Origin of the sequence: Fischerella sp. JS2 (assembly GCF_032393985.1) — a bacterium.
Taxonomy (GTDB): Bacteria; Cyanobacteriota; Cyanobacteriia; order Cyanobacteriales; family Nostocaceae; genus Fischerella.
In genome coordinates this window covers 3,903,513-3,926,544 of record NZ_CP135918.1, presented here as the reverse complement: position 1 = coordinate 3,926,544, position 23,032 = coordinate 3,903,513, and the positions used below count along the sequence as shown (strand labels likewise).

Here is a 23,032-nt window from a genome sequence, read left to right as displayed (position 1 = left end):
AGGAGCGATGAGTGAGTGGAGGGATGAGATAGCACCATGCCCCTGTGAACAGAAGTCGCGGCTGTCAGCGCAAATTCCACCCGCATCTTGTGCATGACACACCAGCCGAGAAAACAAGGGTTAATAGCCTACCCCGAACCCCGGTGGGCAGCGCTATAAACAGACGCGACTTCCATTCCTTATAAATCAGTGAACAGTGAACAGTAAACAATGATCACAAAACTGATAACTGACAACTGGCTAGTGTTCCATCTCCCACAGTGGCTGCCAAGTCCATCGACATCTTGCGAAATTCAATGACTCCACCGTTTACAGGACTCGTCACCTCCCCAATTACGGAAACTATAATTGAATCGAAATCCAGTGGTTGCGGCGGATGCAGCAGCAGCGCCACTGGGGACATGGATGAAAAACTTCAACAGCGCATAGCTAACCATCCCTGCTATAGCGAAGAAGCTCACCATCACTATGCTAGGTTGCATGTGGCAGTTGCTCCTGCTTGTAATATTCAATGCAACTACTGTAATCGCAAATACGACTGTGCTAACGAAAGTCGTCCCGGCGTAGTGAGCGAATTGTTAACGCCAGAAGAAGCAGCACACAAAGTTTTAGTGATTGCTGGCAAAATTCCTCAACTGACTGTTTTAGGAATTGCAGGTCCTGGCGATCCTCTGGCAAATCCAGAAAGGACTTTTCGCACCTTTGAGTTGGTAGCAGAGAAAGCACCCGATATTAAACTTTGTTTATCAACCAATGGTTTAATGCTTCCCGAATATATTGATCGCATTAAACAATTAAATATAGATCACGTTACAATCACCATTAACATGGTGGACCCAGAAATCGGTGCAAAGATTTATCCTTGGGTTCACTACAAACGCAAACGTTACAGAGATATCGAAGGCGTAAGAATCCTCCACGAAAAACAAATGGAAGGATTACAAGCGCTCAAAGAAGCTGATATTCTCTGCAAAGTCAACTCGGTAATGATTCCGGGGATTAATGACGAACACTTAGTAGAAGTTAATAAAGTTATTCGTTCCCACGGTGCATTTCTGCACAACATCATGCCATTGATTTCGGCTCCAGAACACGGCACTCACTTCGGCTTAACAGGACAGCGTGGCCCTACTCCCAGAGAATTAAAGGCAGTACAAGACAGCTGTGCTGGTAACATGAAGATGATGCGCCACTGTCGCCAGTGCCGTGCCGATGCGGTAGGATTATTAGGAGAAGACCGCAGCCAAGAATTTACCAAAGATAAATTCATGGCAATGGCTCCAGAATACGACCTTGCTCAACGCCAAGAAGTTCACGCAGGTATTGAGAAATTTAGAGAAGAACTCAAAGCTGCCAAACAACAGGTTGTAGCCACACCCGTACAAAACGCGCCAAAAATTCTAGTTGCAGTCGCAACCAAAGGTGGTGGCTTAGTTAACCAACACTTCGGTCACGCCAAGGAATTCCAGGTGTATGAAGTCGATGGTAGGGAAGTACGTTTTATCGGTCATCGTAAAATAGACCACTATTGCCAAGGTGGTTATGGCGAAACAGCTACTCTCGAAAATATCATCGAAGCGATCGCAGATTGCAAAGCAGTACTTGTTGCCAAAATCGGTGATTGTCCCAAAGAAAAATTACACACCGCAGGCATCCAAACCGTTGAAACTTACGACCTGATTGACAAAGCTGCTTTGGAATATTACCAGCAATACCTCCAACAAACAGTTATTAGTTAGTAGTATTGGTTAGTAGTTATTAGTTAGCAGTTAACCACTAACCACTATCCACTAACTACTAACCATCACCATTACCCAGCACTCATTACCCAGAACCCAATCCTCAATCTACTCCCTTCAATGGAGGATAGTCATGGCTTACCAAATTACCAGCGAGTGCATTTCCTGTAATCTTTGTCAATCTGTATGTCCGACTGGTGCAATCAAAATGGATGGCGATCGCCCCTGGATTGATCCTGAACTTTGCACAAATTGCGTTGGCAGTATTCACACTGTACCTCAATGCAAAGCTGGTTGTCCGACAAGCAACGGTTGCGTCAAAGTCCCCAGCGATTACTGGGAAAAATGGTTTAATACTTATTACCCTTTGGTAGCAAAAATAACAAAAAAACAAGATTATTGGGAGACTTGGTTTAACTTCTATTCCCAAAGATTCTCCGAGCAATTACAGAAACGTCAGCACCAAGTTGCCTGTTAGTTAATGGTTAGTAGTTAGTAGTAATTTTTGACCACTAACTACTAACAACTAACTACTAACAACAAATAACAAAATGTCAAACAAAATTAGAAGCAATGCAGAAAGATTGTATTTATTTAGATAATAATGCCACTACCAAAGTAGATCCTGAAGTTGTAGAGGCGATGCTGCCTTACTTGACGGATTATTATGGTAATCCCTCTAGTATGCACACCTTTGGCGGGCAAGTAAAAAAAGCAGTTAACAAAGCACATGAACAAATTGCTGCTCTCCTTGGCGCTGATGCATCAGAAATTATTTTCACAAGTGGTGGTACAGAGGGAGATAACGCCGCTATTCGCGCTGCACTGTTGGCGCAACCAGACAAGCGACACATTATCACTACCCAGGTAGAACACCCAGCAGTACTAACTCTGTGCAAACAGCTAGAAAATCAGGGTTACAGTGTTACCTATTTATCAGTAAATCACGCAGGGCAGTTAGACCTAAATGAACTAGAAGCTGCGCTTACTGGTAACACCGCCTTAGTCAGCATTATGTATGCTAACAACGAAACGGGCGTAGTTTTTCCCATTGAGCAGATTGGTCTTAGAGTTAAAGAAAGCGGCGCTCTCTTCCATGTGGACGCGGTGCAAGCAGTCGGTAAAATTCCGATGAACATGAAGACTAGCACCATTGATATGTTAACCATGTCTGGTCACAAAATTCATGCACCCAAAGGAATTGGTGCTTTATATGTGCGACGTGGTGTGAGATTTCGTCCGATGCTCATTGGTGGCGGACAACAACGCGGTAGAAGGGCGGGAACAGAAAACATTCCAGGAGTTGTCGCCCTTGGCAAAGCTGCCGAATTAGAATTATTACATTTAGAAGAAGCGACAGCTAGAGAAAGAAAACTGCGTGATCGCTTAGAACAAACTATTATTGCAACTATTCCCGACTGCCAAGTCAACGGTCATTCTACGCAGAGATTGCCCAACACTACTAACATTGGCTTCAAGTACATTGAAGGTGAAGCAATTCTCCTCCACCTCAACAAACACGGTATCTGTGCCTCATCCGGTTCTGCTTGCAGTTCTGGCTCTTTAGAACCTTCCCACGTTTTGAGAGCAATGGGTTTACCCTACACAATTTTGCACGGTTCTATTCGCTTCAGTCTTTGTCGTTATACCACAGACGCCGAAATTGATACTGTCCTAGCAGTGATGCCTGGTATTATTGAACACCTACGCGCCCTCTCACCCTTCAAGAACGACGAAGCAAGTTGGCTGCAACAAAGAGATGGGGAGATGGGGCAATGGAGAGATGGGGAGAAAAACAAATCCCTCGTTGCTAATTAAAACATCTCTAATTCAAAATCCAAAATCTAAAATCCAAAATCGGCTATGTGGGACTATACAGATAAAGTATTGGAACTGTTTTACAATCCCCAACATCAGGGAGCAATAGAAGACAAGGGTGAACCAGGAATAAAAGTTGCTGTTGGTGATGTGGGTAGCATTGCTTGCGGAGACGCCCTGAGACTGCACCTGAAAGTTGAGGAAAATACAGAGAAAATTCTTGAGGCTCGTTTTCAAACTTTTGGTTGTACCAGTGCGATCGCTTCATCTGAAGCTTTGGTAGAACTCATCAAGGGTAAAACTTTAGATGAAGCTCTGAAAGTTACTAATAAAGAAATTGCTAATTATTTGGGTGGTTTACCGGAAGCAAAAATGCACTGCTCGGTAATGGGACAAGAAGCGCTAGAAGCAGCTATTTATAACTACCGTGGTATCCCTCTCGACAGTCATGAAGATGATGACGAAGGAGCTATAGTTTGCACTTGCTTTGGTATTAGTGATGTCAAAATCCGACGGGTGATTATTGAAAATAACCTCACCACCGCCGAAGAAGTTACACATTACGTCAAAGCTGGTGGGGGATGCGGATCTTGTCTAGCAAATATTGATGATATTATTGCATCTGTGCAAAAAGAAAAAGTATCTGCCACTCCTGTAAGTAATTCCCTCTATCAAACCAATGGCAAGTCAGCCGTAAAACCACTGACACCAGTGCAAAAAATCGCACTCATCCAAAGAGTATTAGATGAAGAAGTTAGACCCGTTTTGATCGCCGACGGGGGAGATGTAGAACTATTTGATGTCGAAGGTGATCGCGTTAAAGTAATTCTGCAAGGTGCTTGCGGTTCTTGTTCTAGCAGCACAGCCACATTAAAGATTGCGATCGAATCTAGACTACGCGATCGTGTGAGCAAAGAACTTGTAGTTGAAGCAGTTTAGTAATTAGTTCCTAGTTGGTAGTTGCTGGTTAGTAGTAAACAACAACCAACAAACAACAAACACCAAAATTATGACAACCATTTTTGCGATAGAGCGAGCACCACCGTTGGTGACGTTCTATAAAGCGGTCACTGCTGACCCAACTAAAGTGAACCTAAACACAAATCCTCTAGACCCACCAAACCAACCAATTGCAGGAGAATAATTAATCATGACTGAGAATATCAGACAGATCGCTTTCTACGGTAAAGGCGGTATCGGTAAGTCTACAACTTCTCAAAATACCCTTGCTGCTATGGCAGAAATGGGTCAGCGGATTATGATTGTCGGATGTGACCCCAAGGCTGACTCCACACGTTTGATGTTGCATAGTAAAGCTCAAACCACTGTGCTGCACTTAGCAGCAGAAAGAGGTGCAGTAGAAGACTTAGAACTCGAAGAAGTAATGTTAACCGGTTTCCGTGGTGTGAAGTGCGTGGAATCTGGTGGTCCCGAACCTGGTGTAGGTTGTGCTGGTCGTGGTATCATCACCGCCATTAACTTCTTGGAAGAAAACGGTGCATATCAAGACTTAGACTTCGTATCTTACGACGTATTAGGTGACGTTGTATGTGGTGGTTTCGCTATGCCTATTCGTGAAGGTAAAGCACAAGAAATCTACATCGTTACCTCTGGTGAAATGATGGCGATGTACGCTGCAAACAACATCGCTCGTGGTATTCTGAAGTATGCTCACTCTGGTGGTGTACGCTTAGGTGGTTTGATTTGTAACAGCCGTAAAGTTGACCGGGAAGCTGAACTGATCGAAAACCTGGCTGAAAGACTCAACACCCAGATGATCCACTTTGTACCTCGCGACAACATCGTTCAACACGCTGAGTTGCGTCGTATGACCGTTAACGAGTACGCACCCGATAGCAACCAATCTCAAGAATACCGTGCATTAGCTAAGAAAATTATCAACAATACTAAGCTCACCATTCCTACACCAATGGAAATGGACGAACTAGAAGCACTGTTGATTGAATACGGTATCCTTGACGACGATACCAAGCACGCAGATATCATCGGCAAACCAGCTGAAGCTTCTGCTAAATAAGTAATACCGTAGTCAAAGGAGACATGGAGATGCAGAGACATGGAGTATTTCTCCCCATCTCCCCATCTCCCCTTTCTCCCCATTCCTCCCTTATATACCTGCAATTACCCTAATCCATAAGTCTAACCGAGGCAGACTATGACACCTCCAGAAAACAAGAACCTCATAGAAGAACATAAAGAACTAATTAAAGACGTTCTCCAAGCGTACCCAGAAAAATCTCGCAAAAAGCGGGAAAAACACCTCAACGTTCACGAAGAAGGCAAATCAGACTGCGGTGTTAAATCTAACATCAAATCAGTTCCCGGTGTAATGACCGCTCGTGGTTGTGCCTATGCAGGTTCCAAAGGTGTGGTTTGGGGCCCGATTAAGGACATGGTTCACATCAGCCACGGTCCTGTTGGTTGCGGTTACTGGTCTTGGTCTGGTCGTCGTAACTACTATGTTGGTAAAACTGGTGTTGATTCCTTCGGCACCATGCACTTTACCTCTGACTTCCAAGAACGTGACATCGTTTTTGGTGGTGACAAGAAACTGGCTAAAATTATTCAAGAAATTGAAGAACTCTTCCCTCTCAACCGAGGTATCAGTGTTCAGTCTGAATGTCCTATTGGTTTGATTGGGGATGACATCGAAGCTGTAGCGAAAAAAGCTGCTAAAGAAATTAATAAGCCCGTTGTACCTGTACGTTGTGAAGGTTTCCGAGGTGTATCTCAGTCTTTAGGACACCACATTGCTAACGATGCGATCCGTGACCACATGTTCCCTCGCTTTGACAAAGCGAAGAAGGAAAACACACTCACCATTGAACCTGGTCCCTACGATGTCGCCCTGATTGGTGACTACAACATCGGTGGTGATGCTTGGGCAAGCCGGATGTTACTAGAAGAAATGGGCTTACGTGTTGTGGCTCAGTGGTCTGGTGACGGTACTGTTAACGAATTGGTTAATGGTCTGGCAGCTAAGTTAGTTCTAATCCACTGCTACCGTTCCATGAACTATATCTGCCGTGCTTTGGAAGAAGCTTACGGTATGCCTTGGATGGAGTTTAACTTCTTTGGTCCTACCAAGATTGCTGCATCTCTGCGTGAGATTGCTGCTAAATTTGACTCTAAGATCCAAGAAAACGCAGAGAAGGTGATCGCTAAGTATACCCCAATCATGAATGCGGTAGTCGAGAAGTACCGCCCCCGCCTCGAAGGTAACACCGTTATGTTATATGTTGGCGGTCTGCGTCCTCGTCACGTTGTACCCGCTTTTGAAGACCTGGGTATCAAAGTTATTGGTACAGGTTACGAGTTTGCTCACAACGACGACTACAAGCGCACCACCCATTACATCGATAACGCCACAATTATTTACGACGACGTTACCGCCTACGAATTCGAGGAATTCGTTAAAGCTAAGAAACCAAGCCTAGTCGCCTCTGGGATTAAAGAGAAGTATGTCTTCCAGAAGATGGGCTTACCTTTCCGCCAAATGCACTCTTGGGATTACTCCGGTCCTTATCATGGTTACGACGGTTTCGCCATCTTTGCTCGCGACATGGATATAGCACTCAATAGCCCAACTTGGGGATTAATTGATGCTCCTTGGAACAAAAAAGAAGCTAAGGCTAAAGTTGCCTAAAAAAAGTCTGAGGACTAGGGATTAGGGGGTGGGGATTAGGAATTAGGTTAGAATTCTTCCCCAATTCCCATTCCCCAATTCCCAATCACCAATCCCTGGTCTGCGATCTGTAAACACCATTACCCACCCCAGCAAGCAAAAGAGATACAAAAATGCCACAGAATCCTGACAAAATCGTAGACCACGTAGACCTATTTAAACAGCCAGAGTATACCGAACTCTTCAAGAATAAGCACGAACAATTTGAAGGCGCACATTCTGCTGAAGAAGTAGAACGAGTTTCTGAGTGGACAAAAGGCTGGGACTACCGTGAAAAGAACTTTGCCCGTGAAGCATTAACAGTTAACCCAGCCAAAGGTTGTCAACCAGTAGGTGCAATGTTTGCAGCTCTCGGCTTTGAAGGAACTCTTCCCTTTGTCCAAGGTTCTCAAGGTTGCGTTGCATACTTCCGTACTCACCTTAGCCGTCACTACAAAGAACCTTGCTCTGCTGTTTCTTCTTCGATGACAGAAGACGCAGCCGTGTTCGGTGGTTTAAACAACATGATTGAAGGTATGAGTGTTGCTTATACACTCTACAAGCCCAAGATGATTGCTGTTTGCACCACCTGTATGGCTGAGGTTATCGGTGATGACTTGGGTGCATTTATCACCAACGCTAAGAATGCTGGTTCTATTCCCCAAGATTTTCCTGTACCCTTTGCTCACACTCCTAGCTTTGTTGGTTCCCACATCACTGGTTACGACAACATGATGAAGGGAATTCTATCTAACCTGAGTGAAGGTAAGAAGAAAGACAAAACCAACGGCAAAATCAACTTCATCCCTGGTTTCGACACCTACGTTGGTAACAACCGCGAACTCAAGCGGATGCTGGGTTTGATGGATATAGACTACACAATTCTTTCTGATACCAGTGATTACTTTGATTCACCAAACAACGGTGAATACGAAATGTACCCAGGTGGCACTAAGTTAGAAGATGCTGCTGAAGCCTGCAATGCTGAAGCTACTGTTGCTCTGCAAGCTTACACCACTCCCAAAACCCGTGAATACATTAAAACCAAATGGAATCAGGAAACTAAGGTTTCGCGTCCCTTCGGTGTCAAGGGTACAGATGAATTTCTAATGACACTGTCAGAATTGACTGGTAAGCCCATTCCCCAAGAACTGGAAATCGAACGCGGTCGCTTAGTTGACGCGATGACCGATTCCTACGCTTGGATTCATGGCAAGAAGTTTGCAATCTATGGCGAACCAGACTTAATCATCAGCGTTGTTAGTTTCTTGTTGGAATTGGGTGCTGAACCAGTACATATTCTTTGCCACAATGGTGACGAAGTATTCAAGAAAGAGCTGCAAGCTATTCTTGATGAAAGTCCCTTCGGTAAGCAAGCGACTATCTGGCTTGGTAAAGACCTGTGGCATTTCCGTAGCTTGTTGTTCACTGAGCCTGTAGACTTCTTTGTTGGTAACTCCTACGGTAAGTACCTGTGGCGTGACACTAAGATCCCAATGGTACGGATTGGTTATCCGATCTTTGATCGCCACCACTTACACCGCTATTCAACTATCGGTTATCAAGGTGGTATCAACCTCCTCAACTGGGTTGTTAACACCATTCTCGATGAAATGGATCGCAACACCAACATCATCGGTGTAACCGATATTTCCTTTGACTTGATTCGTTAAGAATCTCATCAACTCGCGGCGTGCCAATGAAGTAAAAAGTTAAAAGTAAAAACTCTAAAGATTATTCTTTTAACTTTTTACTTTTTACTTTTTCCTTTTTCCTCAAATATAATTATGGAATCGATCAATCACACTCATTCTCACCCTAATTACCACCCGCCTAATCATAAAAAATCTGGCGGTTTTGATCTTCTACGTCCATTACGTCGGCTAGTAGATAGCATCCAAATCAAAAATTATCGTCTTGCTCATTTAATTTGCCAAATTATTCCTTGCTGTTGTCCTTTTCAGCGAGATATTCACGTGTTTGGGCGTATTTTCCACGTTCCCGCGCTATGCAAACTCAATCCTTTATATGACAATTTTGTCGGATTGCGTTTTCGGGCATTATCTTACCTCAGCGATGAATGTGGAGAAGATGTCTCGAAATATATTTGCTAGTCGTTACAAATTACTCATTATTAATACTCATTATCCATTACTAATTAGTTAGTGGTTATTGATTAGTAGTTAGTGGGTAAACAATCAACAAACAACGATGAACTACTAACTACTATCTACTAACTACTATCTACTAACTACTAAAAAATTCATCCAGCGCGAGGAAACAGATGATCATCACTCAAGGCAAAATTAACGAGCTGCTCTCTGAGCCAGGATGCGAACATAATCATCACAAAAATGGGGAAAAGAAAAACAAGTCTTGCACGCAACAAGCTCAACCGGGAGCCGCTCAAGGGGGTTGTGCCTTTGACGGTGCAATGATTGCCCTTGTACCCATCACTGACGCTGCTCATTTAGTTCACGGGCCGATCGCCTGCGCTGGTAATTCCTGGGGTAGTCGTGGTAGCTTCTCTTCTGGCCCTCAACTTTACAAATTCGGCTTCACCACAGATTTGAGTGAAAATGACGTCATCTTTGGTGGTGAAAAAAAGCTTTATAAAGCCATCCTCGACATTCACAAACGCTACAATCCCGAAGCAGTTTTTGTGTACTCCACTTGTGTTACTGCTCTCATTGGTGAGGACATGGATGCAGTTTGCAAAGCCGCTACCAATAAAATCGGCATTCCTGTGATTCCCGTAAATTCACCGGGATTTATTGGTAGCAAAAATCTTGGCAACCGCATCGGTGGAGAAGCCCTACTAGAATACGTCGTTGGTACTCAAGAACCAGAATACACCACACCTTACGACATCAACCTCATCGGTGAATATAACATCGCTGGTGAAATGTGGAATGTATTACCTTTATTTAAAAAATTAGGTATTCGTGTTTTAGCTAAAATTACTGGTGATGCTCGCTACAAAGAAGTTTGCTGCGCCCACCGCGCCAAACTCAACGTGATGATTTGCTCCAAAGCTCTAATCAACATGGGGCGGAAAATGGAGGAACGCTACGGCATCCCCTACATCGAAGAATCTTTCTATGGTGTTGAGGATATCAATCGATGTTTACGAAATATTGCAGCGAAGTTGGGCGACCCTGATTTACAAGCACGCACAGAAAAACTGATTGCCGAAGAAACCGCCGCCCTCGATATCAAACTTGCTCCTTATCGCGATCGCCTCAAGGGCAAGCGTATTGTACTTTATACTGGAGGCGTGAAAAGCTGGTCTATTATCTCCGCAGCTAAAGACTTAGGCATGGAAGTAGTTGCTACCAGTACCAAAAAAAGTACTGAAGAAGATAAAGCCCGCATCAAGCAATTACTTGGCAAAGATGGTATTACTCTAGAAAAAGGTAATCCCCAAGAAATTCTACGGGTGATTAACGAAACTAACGCAGAGATGCTGATTGCAGGTGGTCGTAACCAATACACAGCCCTAAAAGCCCGGATTCCTTTCCTCGACATCAACCAAGAACGTCACCACGCCTATGCAGGTTATAGCGGCATGGTAGAAATGGCCAGGGAATTAGATGAAGCCCTCTACAGCCCCGTGTGGGAACAAGTCCGCAAACCAGCACCTTGGGAAGACGACTCAGAGACACGGGGACAAGGAGACACAGGAAAGTTTTCGTCTTCAACACACCTACCGATCTCTGTATCTTTTGAGGAGGAAGACTACTAATGGCGAAAGTTGTCAGTCCTAATAAGCCAGTTATAGTTAATCCTCTCAAACAAAGCCAAACTTTAGGTGCAGCCTTGGCCTTTTTGGGTTTGAAAGGGATGATACCTTTACTCCACGGTTCTCAAGGTTGTACTGCTTTTGCGAAAGTGATATTAGTGCGGCATTTCCGGGAAGCTATACCCCTTTCCACCACAGCCATGACGGAAGTCAGCACGATCTTGGGTGGTGAGGAGAATGTGGAACAAGCAATTTTGACTTTGGTGCAGAAGTCTCAGCCAGAAATTATTGGTTTGTGTACAACTGGACTAACGGAAACCAGAGGAGATGACATGGACGGGATTCTCAAGGATTTCCGCAAACGTCATCCGGAATTGGATGAATTGCCAATTGTACTTGTCTCCTCACCGGATTTTAAAGGCGCACTGCAAGATGGATTTGCCGCAGCAGTAGAAAGTATTGTCAAAGAAGTTCCGCAACCAGGCGAACCAAAAGCGCAACAGGTGACAATTTTGATGAGTTCCGCCTTCACTCCAGGGGATGTGCAACAAATCAAGGAAATTGTCAGTACTTTTGGCTTAATGCCGATTGTTGTCCCTGACCTTTCTGCTTCCTTGGATGGTCACTTGGATGATTCCTACAGTCCCATTACCGGGGGTGGCACAACTTTAGTACAACTACATAAAATTGGTAGTTCTGTTTATACCCTAGCGTTGGGTGAAAGTATGCGGGGTGCAGCCAAAATTTTAGAACAAAAATTTGGCACACCTTCCGAAGTGTTTACCGAACTGACTGGATTAGAGGCGGTAGACAGATTTATGCAGTTTTTGGCGAATTTGAGTGGAACCGCAGTTCCAGAAAAATATCGCCGTCAACGTCGCCAACTGCAAGATGCGATGTTGGATACTCATTTTTACTTTGGTAGGAAAAGGGTGTCCTTGGCGCTAGAACCAGATTTACTCTGGTCAACGGTATACTTTTTGCAATCAATGGGTGCAGAAATTCAAGCAGCCGTCACCACAACGCGATCGCCACTATTGGAAAAACTTGCGATTGATAGCGTTACCATTGGTGATTTTGAAGACTTTGAAAATTTAGCTGCGGGTTCTGACTTGCTAATTGGTAATTCTCATACTCAAGCGATCGCTAAACGTTTAGGAATTCCCCTTTATCGCCAAGGTATCCCCATTTTTGATCGTTTAGGTAATGGTCAATTTAACAAAGTAGGCTACAGAGGCACTATGGAACTCTTATTTGATATCGGGAACCTCTTTTTACATGCAGAGGAAACGAAAGTCAGGGATAGAGAAGTGCATGGGGATTAGGGGCAATGGGGAACTCGGGGTTCCCTGGTGGGGATTAGGGGCAGTGGGGAGTAAACCACTAACTACTAACCATTAACTACTAATGTACAGACGCGAGGAACATCGCGTCTCTAACCACTAACAAATAAAGATGAAAATAGCCTTCACAACTACTGACCAAGTTCATGTCAATGCTCATTTTGGTTGGGCAAAGATGATCGATGTTTATGAAGTTTCCCAAGATGGTTATCAATTTGTAGAAACTATCAAATTTAATGGAAACCTCAAAGAAGATGGTAATGAGGATAAGCTCGTCCCTAAACTCAATGCATTAAAAGAATGCACAATTGTGTATGTTACAGCAATTGGTAGTAGTGCTGCTGCCAAATTACTGAAAACAGGTGTTACTCCAATTAAAGCACGTTCAGAGCAAGATGAAATTGCTGAGACCCTCAACAAATTAGTCGAAACTCTCAAAGGTAGTCCACCACCTTGGTTACGTAAAGCTTTGCAGCAAAAAAACCTGAATTTTGATGACTTAGAACTGGAAGAAGAAACAACTGTATGAGTACAACTAATAGTGTCAACGGAACCGCCCCTAGTGAAGTTGTAAATTCACCTTTTTTGAAAGCGATCATTCAACAAATTCGTGGACAAGATAGTTACGGTGTATACCGAAATTGGTCAGATGAATTAATCCTTAAACCCTTTATAGTTAGCAAACAAAAGAAACGCGAAATTTCTGTAGAAGGCGAGGTTGACCCAGTAACAATTGGGCGAATAATGGCATTTTATCGTGCTGTCGCTGCCCGGATTGAACAAGAAACTGGTTTGTTATCCCAGGTTGTAGTTGATTTAAGTCATGAGGGTTTTGGCTGGGCACTAGTTTTTTCTGGTCGTCTTTTGTTAGCAGTAAAAACATTACGAGATGCTCATCGTTTTGGTTTTGAGTCACTAGAAAAAGTAGCAGAAGAGGGAGAAAAGCTAGTTCAAAAAGGTGTGGAATTAGCTCAAAAATTTCCTGAAGTGGGAAGATTGTAAATCGTCATTAGTTATTGGCCATTAGTCATTGGTAAAGGAAAATGACAAATGACAAATGAAAAATGAAAAATAACAAATGACAAATGACAAATGAAGGTTGAAGAACTAAAAACTCAAATCAAACGCCTCAACAGTAAAGCAGGTCAAATGAAAATGGATCTGCATGATTTAGCGGAAGGGTTGCCAACAGATTACCAAAAACTTATGGATGTTGCAGCTGCGACTTATGAAATTTATCGTCAGCTAGATGAACTAAAGCAACAACTCAAAATCATGGAGCAAGGCAAATGAGCGAAGATTGGAACAAATTCCAAAAGCTCACAGAAGCGGAGGAATATTTTGAATTTTTTGGATTATCTTATGACCAAAAAGTTGTAAGTGTAAATCGTCTACATATTTTGAAGAAGTTCTCAGAATATATTCAAGAAATTGATGAGAATTATACTGACCTCAGTCCAGAAGATAGATTAAATAAATATTGTGAGGCTTTGCAAAAAGCTTATCAGGTTTTTCTGGAATCCACACCTCAAGAACAAAAGCTGTTCAAAGTATTTAAACAGAAGCCTAAAAATGTAGTCACGCTGACAGAAATCACTTCTGATTAGGAGGTAAAAAGTGATAGACCTAACGCCTACCGAGTTAGAACGTTACCGTCGCCAAATGATGCTCCCAAATTTTGGTGAAGTAGCGCAGAAGCGTCTCAAGTCAGCGACTGTTTTGGTGACAGGTGTGGGAGGATTAGGTGGTACGGCAGCGCTTTACCTAGCAGTAGCAGGCGTTGGTCGGCTGATCCTAGTCCGGGGTGGTGACTTGCGACTGGATGATATGAATCGTCAAATTTTGATGACGCACGATTGGGTTGGTCAGCCAAGAGTTTTCAAGGCAAAGGAAACTCTCGAAGTTATCAATCCTGATGTCAAGGTGGAAGCGGTTCATGAGTATATTAATCAGGAGAATGTAGACTCCTTAGTGCAATCTGCTGATATGGCACTAGACTGCGCCCATAATTTTACGGAACGCGATTTGCTAAATGCAGCTTGTGTACGTTGGCGTAAACCAATGGTAGAAGCCGCGATGGACGGGATGGAGGCTTACCTAACTACGATTATTCCTGGTGTGACGCCTTGTTTATCTTGTCTATTTCCAGAGAAACCAGACTGGGATAGACGCGGGTTTTCAGTTTTAGGTGCTGTGTCTGGTACTCTTGCTTGTTTGACAGCTTTGGAAGCAATCAAACTCATCACTGGTTATAGTCAACCTTTGTTATCGCAACTACTGACAATGGATTTGACCCGCATGGAATTTGCTAAGCGCCGTTCTTATCGCGATCGCTGCTGTCCAGTATGCGGTAACAATGCACCTTGGAGATACTTGCAAACAAAATCCACAGTCATTAGTCATTAAAAAATTGTTGTTTGTTGTTTGTTCTTTGTTGTTTGGAACAACCAACTACCAACTACTAACAAACAACAAATTTGTAAAAGTTAGGAGGTCTAATGACTGTTACTTTGACAGAAAAAGCAGAATTTCGTCTACGGGCATTTTTAGCAGGTTCTGCTCCTGATGCCAATGGTGCTACAAAAGGTATCCGCATATCTGTTAAAGATGGTGGTTGCAGTGGTTATGAATATGCAATGGATGTCACTAGCCAGCCAAAACCAGACGATCTAGTCATCCAGCAAGGTAAAGTAATTCTTTACGTTGATGCCAAAAGTGCGCCATTACTTGAAGGAATCGTCATCGATTTTATTGACGGTGTAATGGAAGGTGGCTTCAAATTTATTAACCCAAATGCAACAGAAACTTGTGGTTGTGGCAAATCATTTAAAACGGGTGATTGCTCATCAGCAGGTGTACCTTGCAGTTAACGGTTAGTGGTTAGTAGAAAACAACTAACAACTATTAACTAATAACTAACAACTAATAACTAAGTTTTTTTGAGGAGAACACAAAAATGGCTACCTACCAAGTCAGATTAATCAACAAAAAAGAAGACCTTGACGCCACAATTGAAGTTGATGAAGATACTACTATCTTAGAAGCAGCAGAAGAAAATGGTATTGAATTACCCTTCTCTTGCCACTCTGGTTCTTGCTCTAGCTGTGTTGGTAAGGTAGTTGAAGGTGAAGTAGATCAGTCTGAGCAAATCTTCTTAGATGATGAGCAGATGTCTAAAGGATTCGCATTACTTTGCGTTACCTATCCTCGTTCTAACTGCACAATTAAAACACATCAAGAACCTTATCTTGTTTAAATCTCTAATTTCTTTCTTCCTTTTATTGTTCTTTCCTTAGCTATTTTCGAGGTCATAGCTATGATACAGCTATGACTTCTTTATTAATAAAGAATAATTTTATACTGGCTGAAGTGAGTAGCTCGTAACAATTATTTTTCAAATATTGTTGTTAATTATAAGATAACCTTATTTTATATATTTTGGTTGATTCTTTAGTTTTATTTTACAAATAAACAATTAGTATTTTTAATACTAACTACTAAATGTTTAACGCTTTCAGTGTCACTGGTTCTTCATTAGAATTACTGAAAATAGGAGAGCAAGGAATTATTCAGTTCTGTAACACTCAGGACGAAAACCTTCTTAATCAAGTGATATCTTTGGGTCTAACTCCAGGAATATACTTCACTGTAGAACAACAATTTCCTAATCTTGTTATCAACGTTAGACAAGGAAGATTAACGATTAGTAAGGAAATTGCTGGTAAAATTTATGTCCGAATTGTTAAAAGATAATTATATGTTTGTTATTAGTTAGGTTATTGGTTGATTTTTAATTCTTTTTAGAATATTTAGATATTGCACCTTAACTTGAGTACGCTTGGAACTAAAGTTCTAGGCTTATAGCAAAGATCCGTTTTAACGGACTAAAGAATACGTAGATACGCTTTCTACTATATTTTCAAGACAGTCAATCACGGGAAAATCCCCACAAGCAAATATGGAAATATGACTTTTCCTACACCCCTACACCCTTACACCCCCACACCCATTTAATAGTAAAAATATGACTGGGAATACCGTCACGCACCACTATCACAACTTTTTACAAGTAGTTCAGAGTTACTATCAACTCACAAAACCCCGAATTATTCCTTTGCTATTGATTACGACAGCTGCTAGTATGTCGATCGCATCTAAAGGAAACTTAGATCCGATATTAATGTTAGTAACTCTGGCTGGTGGAACTTTTGCTGCTGCTAGCGCTCAAACTTTTAATTGTGTCTATGATCGCGATATCGACTATGAAATGGAACGCACGCGCCATCGTCCTTTACCTTCTGGTCGTGTCCAACCTACTCATGCTTTAATATTTGCGATCGCTTTGGCTTGTATTTCTTTTACATTGCTGACAGGGTTTGTAAATTTGCTTAGCGCTTTACTAGCAATGTCTGGGATTTTATTTTATGTAGGCGTATACACTCATTTACTTAAACGCCACACTTCATTGAATATTGTCATTGGTGGTGCGGCTGGGGCTGTTCCCATGTTGGTGGGTTGGGCAGCAGTTACAGGTACACTGAGTTGGACAGCATGGTTATTATTTGTGATCGTTTTTTTGTGGACACCTCCACATTTTTGGGCGTTAGCTTTGATGATTAGCGAAGATTATGCCAAGGTAGGTGTACCAATGCTGCCTGTAGTTACTGATAATATCACCGCCGCCCGGCAGATTTGGGTATATACTTTAATGCTTGTCCCGGCTACGTTTTTGTTGATCGATCCTCTACAAGCAGTAGGTACTGTCTATGGCTGTACAGCCTTTATTATCGGAGCTATCTTGATTAAAAAAGCCTGGGGGCTTTTGCAATACTCAGAGGATAAACAATCTGCGCGATCGCTTTTTCTTTACTCTATTCTTTACATGATGTTGTTATGTGCAGCTATGGTAGTTGATAGTTTGCAAATTACCCACAATTTTACTCAAGCAATGATGAAATTAGTTAATTAAATTGTGTGATTTGTTGGTTGTTGTTAGTTATTTTTTGTGACGCTCAACCACCAACTACCAACAAAGAACGGCGTTGCATAATAGCGGTATGAATTGAGGTCAATTAATCATGGAATGTCCACGCTGTGGATCTTGTCATAACCGTAAGAATGGAAAGAAAAGAGGTAAACAGAATCACATTTGCTGTGATTGTGGTCGTCAATTCATTGATGTCTATAAACCACCCAGGGGCTACTCGGATGAAATCAAACAAGAATGCCTAAAAATGTACGTCAATGGTATGGGATTTCGTGGAATTGAAAGGGTGAAAAACGTTCATCATACTACCATTATTCATTGGGTTAAACGAGTGGGTACACAATTGGCGGATACACCAAATTCAAAGGAAATTCCGCAGGTGGGAGAACTAGATGAATTAGAAACATTTATTGGTTCAAAAAAAATAAAATCTGGTTGTGGACGGCGGTAAATCACTTTACTCAAGGTATTCTTGCTTGGGTTTTAGGTGATCGTAGTTCGACTACTTTCCAACAGTTATGGAACATTGTCCAGTGTTGGCAGAGTTATTTTTACGTCACAGATGGATACCCTGTTTACCCTTGTTTTGTTCCTGATGGTGACCAAATTGTGAGTAAGACCTACATGACACGAGTCGAAAATGAAAACACAAGGCTTAGACATTATTTGGCTCGTCTTCATCGTAAAACTTTATGTTATTCCAAAACCGAGGAAATGCTGAGATACTCTGTTCGATTGTTATTGCACTACCTCAAATATCGTTCTGTTCCCTTACCTGCCTAAAACATACCTTTATTCAGCAACGCCCAAAGAACTAACTATTTTTTTAATCAACAGCAACCATTACATCTGTTGCTTTCACCACAGCATAAGCTTCTTTACCTTCAGCAAGTTGAAGGTTATCTGCTGAAGATTTTGTAATGATTGCAGTTACTTCTACACCAGGAGCTAATTCTAATATAACTTCGGTATTGACAGACCCTGGTACTACTTTTTTCACAGTAGCTTTAAGAGTATTACGAGCGCTTATTTTCATTTTTTCGTATTTTTGGTTATTTTCCTAGATTATGTTATCTATTTAATATAATGTACCTGTGTTTTTTTAGATTTTTTTTATATTTATATAAATTTAGTATAGTATCTACAATATTTTTCTAAATAAAAGTATGGCGAATTACTAGAAGAATCAAAATACTTATCCAAAATATAGTTTGTTTTAATCATTTGATTAACTAATATTACTGCAAAGTTTTATAACTAATTCTTTGTTTAAGTTTGTGATAAAGACTAAGATATGAATGTAGGATAAATTGTTTCCTAAAAAGCTAAATATTCAGTAGGACAAAGTGATATGTTCTCTTGAATTAATGATTTCCGAAACTTTGACTAAATTCTCAATCCTAGAGAATTTAAAATATATTTCAGATCATTAATAATGGGCGAAGGCGTAAATCTTATTCTAAAAAAGTCAAAGAAATTGAGAAATCAGAGAACGAAAATTGACTAAATTTAGTAGTAATCACTTTCTACAGCAGTGATTTTTAGGAATTGCAATTGAGCCTAATTATTTAGATAAAGCGTGTCTCTTCGACGCTTACGCAGCTAGGAAAGAATCAAAGAATCTATTTCCTTGCATAAAGGAAAAGGAGCAGAAATTATGAGAGCCAAGCATATTATGACTCAAGATGTAGCCACTATTCGTGGTTCGGCTACTGTAGCAGAAGCAGTCAAACTCATGAGGCTCAAAGAATTACGGGCGTTGATTGTAGAACCTCGAAACGATGCAGATGCATACGGTATTGTGACTGAGACAGATATTGTATCTAAGGTGGTCGCCTATGGAAAAGATCCCAAAAAGGTATATGTCTATGAAATCATGAGTAAGCCTTGCATCGTTGTCAATCCCGATCTTGATGTGGAATACGTCGCACGGCTATTTGCAAATACAGGTGTTTGGCGTGCGCCTGTCATTCAAGGTGAATTACTTGGCATTATTTCTGTTACCGACATTATTACCAAAGGTGATTTCCTGGAAAAACCCAAATTAGCTTTCTTGCAAAAAGAACTCCAAAAAGCCGTATCAAATGCTCGCTCAATTTCCAGTAGCTACGGCGCGGATTCTAAAAAAGCCGTAGAAGCTTGGGATTTTGTAGACGAACTCGAAGCAGAAGCATGTTTTTATGGCGCACCCAAGCTAGAAAAATCAGCAAGACAGCTATTCTCTAATGGACGTCATCCAGTGAACGTAGGTTAATACGTAAGTATTAAACTATGTAGTTATTATGAGGTGCGTTAACGCGGTGTAACGCACCCTATAAATTTAAGATTTACTTTATTAATTAACTTTTAGTGTAATTATCTTTGAAAACTTTTCTCAAAACTGTTTTTAGAAATTAATAGTTAGTTTTTATAAGCAAAAGGCTTTTTACTGAGCTGATTAAGGTGTTGTTTTCAAAAATAGACAGTGTAGCAGTTTGCTTTTATAATTTAGAAATTGAGAATTATTTTCTAATATAAATATAAAAATTCATTGATATTAACTTGGAGATTACCATTTTACACAGCAATAGTATCAAAGGATTCTTTTTTAAAATTATTTATGTTTATTATAAATCTATCTGGAATTATAAAAGCTTGAAGTATTACTTTTTAGATAGAAAACATCAATCATATAAGTAAAATTGCTACTTCAGCTTTAATCCAGTTATAAACCTAAAATAAATTTTTAATTTTAACGTCAGTACAACGAACCTCTCCCCTTTGCTCTCCTTCTCCTAAAACATAGGAAAGGAGTAATATACAAGTTGGTTTTGTTAGCCTCTAACAGCGTAGAAAAAAGTTTGATCAGAGGTAAAACCATATTCTAAAAACTCACGTTAATCTTAATATATTTACTTTTAATCATGGAAGAGTTACTGGAGGTTGAATCAGTTAGACTAGTAAAAACTGTAATTTCCAGCTTTGTGAGTCTAAATTCTATGTAGTAATTAAGAGAGATAAGGAGATGAATAAGGAATTTTTACCAAAGGATGATTTACACCCTATTCAGCTAACTTCAGCAGATATTATATTGCGTCAGCAACTAGAAAATTCTATTAGTAGTTATTTTTTTAATGCTTGCGATCGCACTGTTCAAAATTTATTATCTAGTTGTCGTTGGTACATTCTTAGCTATGCTAATGCTTTGACTTTAGTAGTTGAATGTCCAGATCAAATTACTAACTGGCGTGTTCTGCAAAAAATTGTGCCAATGGCGGCAATTTTAGGCGACATTATCAGTAGTGCCAAAATTCGTATTTGTCCACCGAAAAAAGAGGGAATGCCTTTTGAAATGAGAGTAGATGAGCTAGCAGTTTATCGAGATATGGCTTAGTAGTTCTTAGTTATTTGTTGGTTGTTGTTTGTTGCTCAATAGACACTAACTACTAACTCCCAATTCAATCATTGCTTTAATTTCTGCAAAAACTAAGTCAGCAGAATCTTTTACAACAGGACTCAACTCCCAACCAAAATCAAGATTTACCACTTCAATTAAATAAACTATCACCTCTTGAGGAAAATCATTCTGAAAGAGTTTTCTACCTGCGGCTAAAGCATTATCCCAACGAAAATCATGCAAATTATAACTGGGTTCTGGCAAGCTCTCTAGTTCTTTTCCTGGAACTCTAAACACAGCGCCTGGTTCGGAACCTGTTGCACTTGCATCAATAATTATTAACTGTTGACAGCCTCTTGCTTGAAACATCACTTCCATTCCAGCAGTACCACAATCATAAACTTGCACATGAGGATGGGGATTTTCGACTAGATATTGCTGTAGGCGTTGAGCGACTATAACACCCACAGCATCATCGCTGCGGTTAAGATTACCGCAACCAATAATAGTTATTTGTGCTTTGTCATTTGTCATTTGTTGTTCTTAAAGTCAGTGAGGTGCGTTAGGCTAAACAAGTCTAGTGCATAATTTTGTTTTATGCAGTATTGGGGATGCAGTCGGTCTCAAAAATGTGTGTTCGTAACAAACAAGCAAGATAGAGATTAGTGTTTGATCTAGCAGACTTAGAGGCAAGCCCAAAATGGTACATGCACCATCCAAAATGCTGACGTTGGTGGAGTTTCTACAATTACCAGAAACTAAACTTGCTAGTGAGTACATTGACGGTCAAATTATCCAGAAACCCATGCCACAAGGGAAACATAGCGCAATTCGAGGAGAATTTGTAGCTGCCATTAATGGTGTAGTTAAGCCTAAGCGCATCGCTCGTGCGTTCCCTAGAGCTACGTTGTACCTAACCTTCGGGAAGCCGCTCTTCGAGCGTCTATGGTAATCGTTCAATTGTTCCTGACATTACAGTTTTTATTTGAAGCCGAATTCCCCGTGATGAAAATGGGGAAGTTGCCAATACATTTTCTGTGGCTCCAGATTGGACAATTGAAATCTTGTCTCCTGATCAAAGCCAGACAAAGGTGACGAAAAATATTCTTCATTGTCTCAAGCATGGAACTCAGATAGGTTGGTTGATCGATCCGGATGAGCAAACCGTGTTTGTTTTTCGTCCTAAACAAGAAATTGAAGTGTTTGATAAATTAGATGCAGTTCTTCCTATGCCATCTTTTGCAAGTGAGCTACACCTAACAATCAAAGATTTGTTTGCTTGGTTGTTGGAGTAAATTGCAAAAGTTAGGTGCTGCAATTGCCAAATCGTAAGCAGTATTACTTGTTAGAATGAGCAACAGGTGGAGTGAGTGACCGGAATGCCTACTGTTGCTCAATTGAAAAGTTTATATCGCGTTAGCTATCAACTGACGTACATCATGACTTAGCCCATACATCTTAATTTGTGTTGATATCGAAGTCGTAACATATATATTAGCTGGGTATGACGAAGAGCTTGAGTTCCAAATCTTACCTAATAGAGAGTTTGCTGATGAGCCGAATTAACCATGATGCAATGTCCGACGCTGAATTGAAACAGTACTTTCTTAAACATCGTGGAGATCAAGCTACTCTTCAAGCATACTTGAACAGAATCAATCAGCGTCCGCTTAGGATTATTGCAAGTTCAGAAGATCCTGATTTTGATGAGAAAGTTCAAGCAGCTATTCGTCAAAAGTTAAAAGCAGCAAGAAGCAGCAGTGGTGAGCAGGCTAACACTGCGTTTGAGCCGACCGAGCAAGAATAATCTATTGGAATCAGGGAAAGCACCGGAACACTAACATGGTCGATTCAGTTGCAAAAGCTATCTGCGGCAGGTAATCGGGAATTTGACCCGCTAGCCTTTGGTTGTGCGGTGAGATAAGTTTGAATAACCCTATATTGTTTTAATTCACATCATATGGAAATTATGAAAATAGAAATATCACCTGATGTTTTTTATTAAAAAATACAATATGTTTCGTATTATATCATTATTTTTTAATCAAAAATTACTGAGAAATACTTTTATTAATCAGCAAAAAGCTTTTCTTAATACATTATTAATAATAGTTCACTATTGACATTTAGTAATTATAGTTCTGATTAAAAAATACATTTTTTAGTTTTGTTTAAGAATATTATCGTTATATGTTAATTGTTAAGTTTTGAGTCTAAAAATTAAACTAAATTCATTGGAACCTAAAACCAAGCTGATTCTTAACTAACCGGATTTCGCCACGCACAGATCATAACCAAATCGGTTAAGTATGAATGCTGGTAATGATATTTATGGACGCCAA

General features: G+C 40.8%; 25 protein-coding genes and 1 pseudogene. 24 read left to right on the top strand and 2 right to left on the bottom strand.

Annotated features, from left to right (window positions below):
• The first annotated feature begins 296 nt into the window (after positions 1-296).
• The 20 genes from nifB (at position 297) to RS893_RS16520 (ending at position 18,097) form a co-directional block, all read left to right on the top strand.
• A complete protein-coding gene (gene nifB, locus RS893_RS16615; protein WP_315785373.1) occupies positions 297-1,739 on the top strand; it encodes a nitrogenase cofactor biosynthesis protein NifB in 1,443 nt (480 codons plus the stop codon).
• 133 nt (positions 1,740-1,872) lie between these two features.
• Positions 1,873-2,217 carry a 4Fe-4S binding protein gene (locus tag RS893_RS16610; protein WP_315785370.1) on the top strand — a complete coding sequence of 115 codons (345 nt, stop codon included), beginning with the start codon at positions 1,873-1,875 and terminating at the stop codon, positions 2,215-2,217.
• Positions 2,218-2,312: 95 nt separating this feature from the next.
• Complete coding sequence (gene nifS / locus RS893_RS16605) at positions 2,313-3,557, top strand: cysteine desulfurase NifS (protein ID WP_315785367.1); 1,245 nt, start codon at positions 2,313-2,315, stop codon at positions 3,555-3,557.
• Positions 3,558-3,602: 45 nt separating this feature from the next.
• Positions 3,603-4,496, top strand: a complete 894-nt coding sequence (nifU, locus tag RS893_RS16600) for a Fe-S cluster assembly protein NifU (RefSeq protein WP_315785365.1) — start codon at positions 3,603-3,605, stop codon at positions 4,494-4,496.
• 208 nt (positions 4,497-4,704) lie between these two features.
• Entirely contained in the window at positions 4,705-5,595 is an 891-nt protein-coding gene (nifH, locus tag RS893_RS16595) for a nitrogenase iron protein (protein ID WP_180976454.1), read from the top strand.
• Positions 5,596-5,733: 138 nt separating this feature from the next.
• Positions 5,734-7,224, top strand: coding sequence for a nitrogenase molybdenum-iron protein alpha chain (gene nifD, locus RS893_RS16590; RefSeq protein WP_102149992.1), 1,491 nt, complete (start codon positions 5,734-5,736; stop codon positions 7,222-7,224).
• A 152-nt stretch (positions 7,225-7,376) separates the two neighbouring features.
• The gene (nifK, locus tag RS893_RS16585; RefSeq protein ID WP_315785356.1) at positions 7,377-8,915 is read left to right on the top strand and encodes a nitrogenase molybdenum-iron protein subunit beta; all 1,539 of its coding nucleotides are present in this window, start codon (positions 7,377-7,379) and stop codon (positions 8,913-8,915) included.
• 114 nt (positions 8,916-9,029) lie between these two features.
• Positions 9,030-9,356 (top strand): Mo-dependent nitrogenase C-terminal domain-containing protein, encoded by a 327-nt coding sequence (locus RS893_RS16580; RefSeq protein WP_315785353.1) that lies wholly within the window; start codon positions 9,030-9,032, stop codon positions 9,354-9,356.
• 170 nt (positions 9,357-9,526) lie between these two features.
• A complete protein-coding gene (gene nifE, locus RS893_RS16575; protein ID WP_315785350.1) occupies positions 9,527-10,987 on the top strand; it encodes a nitrogenase iron-molybdenum cofactor biosynthesis protein NifE in 1,461 nt (486 codons plus the stop codon).
• A complete protein-coding gene (gene nifN, locus RS893_RS16570) occupies positions 10,987-12,309 on the top strand; it encodes a nitrogenase iron-molybdenum cofactor biosynthesis protein NifN (protein WP_315785347.1) in 1,323 nt (440 codons plus the stop codon). Before nifE ends, nifN begins: the two co-directional genes overlap by 1 nt.
• A gap of 130 nt (positions 12,310-12,439) precedes the next feature.
• The gene (nifX, locus tag RS893_RS16565; protein ID WP_315785344.1) at positions 12,440-12,856 is read left to right on the top strand and encodes a nitrogen fixation protein NifX; all 417 of its coding nucleotides are present in this window, start codon (positions 12,440-12,442) and stop codon (positions 12,854-12,856) included.
• A complete protein-coding gene (locus RS893_RS16560) occupies positions 12,853-13,329 on the top strand; it encodes a NifX-associated nitrogen fixation protein (protein WP_315785341.1) in 477 nt (158 codons plus the stop codon). Before nifX ends, RS893_RS16560 begins: the two co-directional genes overlap by 4 nt.
• 90 nt (positions 13,330-13,419) lie before the next feature.
• The gene (locus RS893_RS16555; protein WP_315785338.1) at positions 13,420-13,620 is read left to right on the top strand and encodes a CCE_0567 family metalloprotein; all 201 of its coding nucleotides are present in this window, start codon (positions 13,420-13,422) and stop codon (positions 13,618-13,620) included.
• Positions 13,617-13,934 (top strand): nitrogenase-stabilizing/protective protein NifW, encoded by a 318-nt coding sequence (gene nifW / locus RS893_RS16550; protein WP_315785336.1) that lies wholly within the window; start codon positions 13,617-13,619, stop codon positions 13,932-13,934. The genes RS893_RS16555 and nifW overlap by 4 nt, the downstream gene beginning before the upstream one ends.
• A 10-nt stretch (positions 13,935-13,944) precedes the next feature.
• Positions 13,945-14,733 (top strand): HesA/MoeB/ThiF family protein, encoded by a 789-nt coding sequence (locus RS893_RS16545; protein ID WP_315785333.1) that lies wholly within the window; start codon positions 13,945-13,947, stop codon positions 14,731-14,733.
• A gap of 92 nt (positions 14,734-14,825) precedes the next feature.
• Positions 14,826-15,197 carry a HesB/IscA family protein gene (locus tag RS893_RS16540; protein ID WP_102173094.1) on the top strand — a complete coding sequence of 124 codons (372 nt, stop codon included), beginning with the start codon at positions 14,826-14,828 and terminating at the stop codon, positions 15,195-15,197.
• Positions 15,198-15,283: 86 nt separating this feature from the next.
• Positions 15,284-15,583 (top strand): 2Fe-2S iron-sulfur cluster-binding protein, encoded by a 300-nt coding sequence (locus tag RS893_RS16535; protein ID WP_315785317.1) that lies wholly within the window; start codon positions 15,284-15,286, stop codon positions 15,581-15,583.
• A gap of 245 nt (positions 15,584-15,828) precedes the next feature.
• The gene (locus RS893_RS16530) at positions 15,829-16,080 is read left to right on the top strand and encodes a FeoA family protein (protein WP_315785313.1); all 252 of its coding nucleotides are present in this window, start codon (positions 15,829-15,831) and stop codon (positions 16,078-16,080) included.
• A gap of 271 nt (positions 16,081-16,351) precedes the next feature.
• The gene (locus RS893_RS16525; RefSeq protein ID WP_315785310.1) at positions 16,352-17,296 is read left to right on the top strand and encodes a heme o synthase; all 945 of its coding nucleotides are present in this window, start codon (positions 16,352-16,354) and stop codon (positions 17,294-17,296) included.
• 109 nt (positions 17,297-17,405) lie between these two features.
• Positions 17,406-18,097, top strand: a protein-coding gene (locus tag RS893_RS16520; protein WP_315784082.1) for an IS1 family transposase whose coding sequence is annotated in 2 segments (ribosomal slippage) — positions 17,406-17,730 and positions 17,730-18,097 — 693 coding nt in all. Because the reading frame shifts where the segments join, the coding sequence is not laid out codon by codon here.
• Between the two features lie 43 nt (positions 18,098-18,140).
• Here RS893_RS16520 and RS893_RS16515 read toward each other — a convergent pair.
• Positions 18,141-18,350 (bottom strand): molybdopterin-binding protein, encoded by a 210-nt coding sequence (locus RS893_RS16515; RefSeq protein WP_315785308.1) that lies wholly within the window; start codon positions 18,348-18,350, stop codon positions 18,141-18,143.
• 621 nt (positions 18,351-18,971) lie between these two features.
• On the opposite strand from RS893_RS16515, the gene RS893_RS16510 reads away from it, so the two are divergent.
• Together RS893_RS16510 and RS893_RS16505 are read left to right on the top strand one after the other, a co-directional pair.
• Positions 18,972-19,568 (top strand): CBS domain-containing protein, encoded by a 597-nt coding sequence (locus RS893_RS16510; RefSeq protein ID WP_315785304.1) that lies wholly within the window; start codon positions 18,972-18,974, stop codon positions 19,566-19,568.
• Positions 19,569-20,318: 750 nt separating this feature from the next.
• Positions 20,319-20,687, top strand: coding sequence for a hypothetical protein (locus RS893_RS16505; protein WP_315785302.1), 369 nt, complete (start codon positions 20,319-20,321; stop codon positions 20,685-20,687).
• A gap of 45 nt (positions 20,688-20,732) precedes the next feature.
• On the opposite strand, the gene RS893_RS16500 is transcribed toward RS893_RS16505, so the two are convergent.
• Entirely contained in the window at positions 20,733-21,224 is a 492-nt protein-coding gene (locus RS893_RS16500) for a hydrogenase maturation protease (protein WP_315785299.1), read from the bottom strand.
• A gap of 166 nt (positions 21,225-21,390) precedes the next feature.
• On the opposite strand from RS893_RS16500, the pseudogene RS893_RS16495 reads away from it, so the two are divergent.
• Together RS893_RS16495 and RS893_RS16490 are read left to right on the top strand one after the other, a co-directional pair.
• Positions 21,391-21,985, top strand: a pseudogene (locus tag RS893_RS16495) (Uma2 family endonuclease).
• Between the two features lie 281 nt (positions 21,986-22,266).
• Positions 22,267-22,497 (top strand): DUF6887 family protein, encoded by a 231-nt coding sequence (locus RS893_RS16490; protein WP_315785296.1) that lies wholly within the window; start codon positions 22,267-22,269, stop codon positions 22,495-22,497.
• The last annotated feature ends 535 nt before the right edge of the window (positions 22,498-23,032 follow it).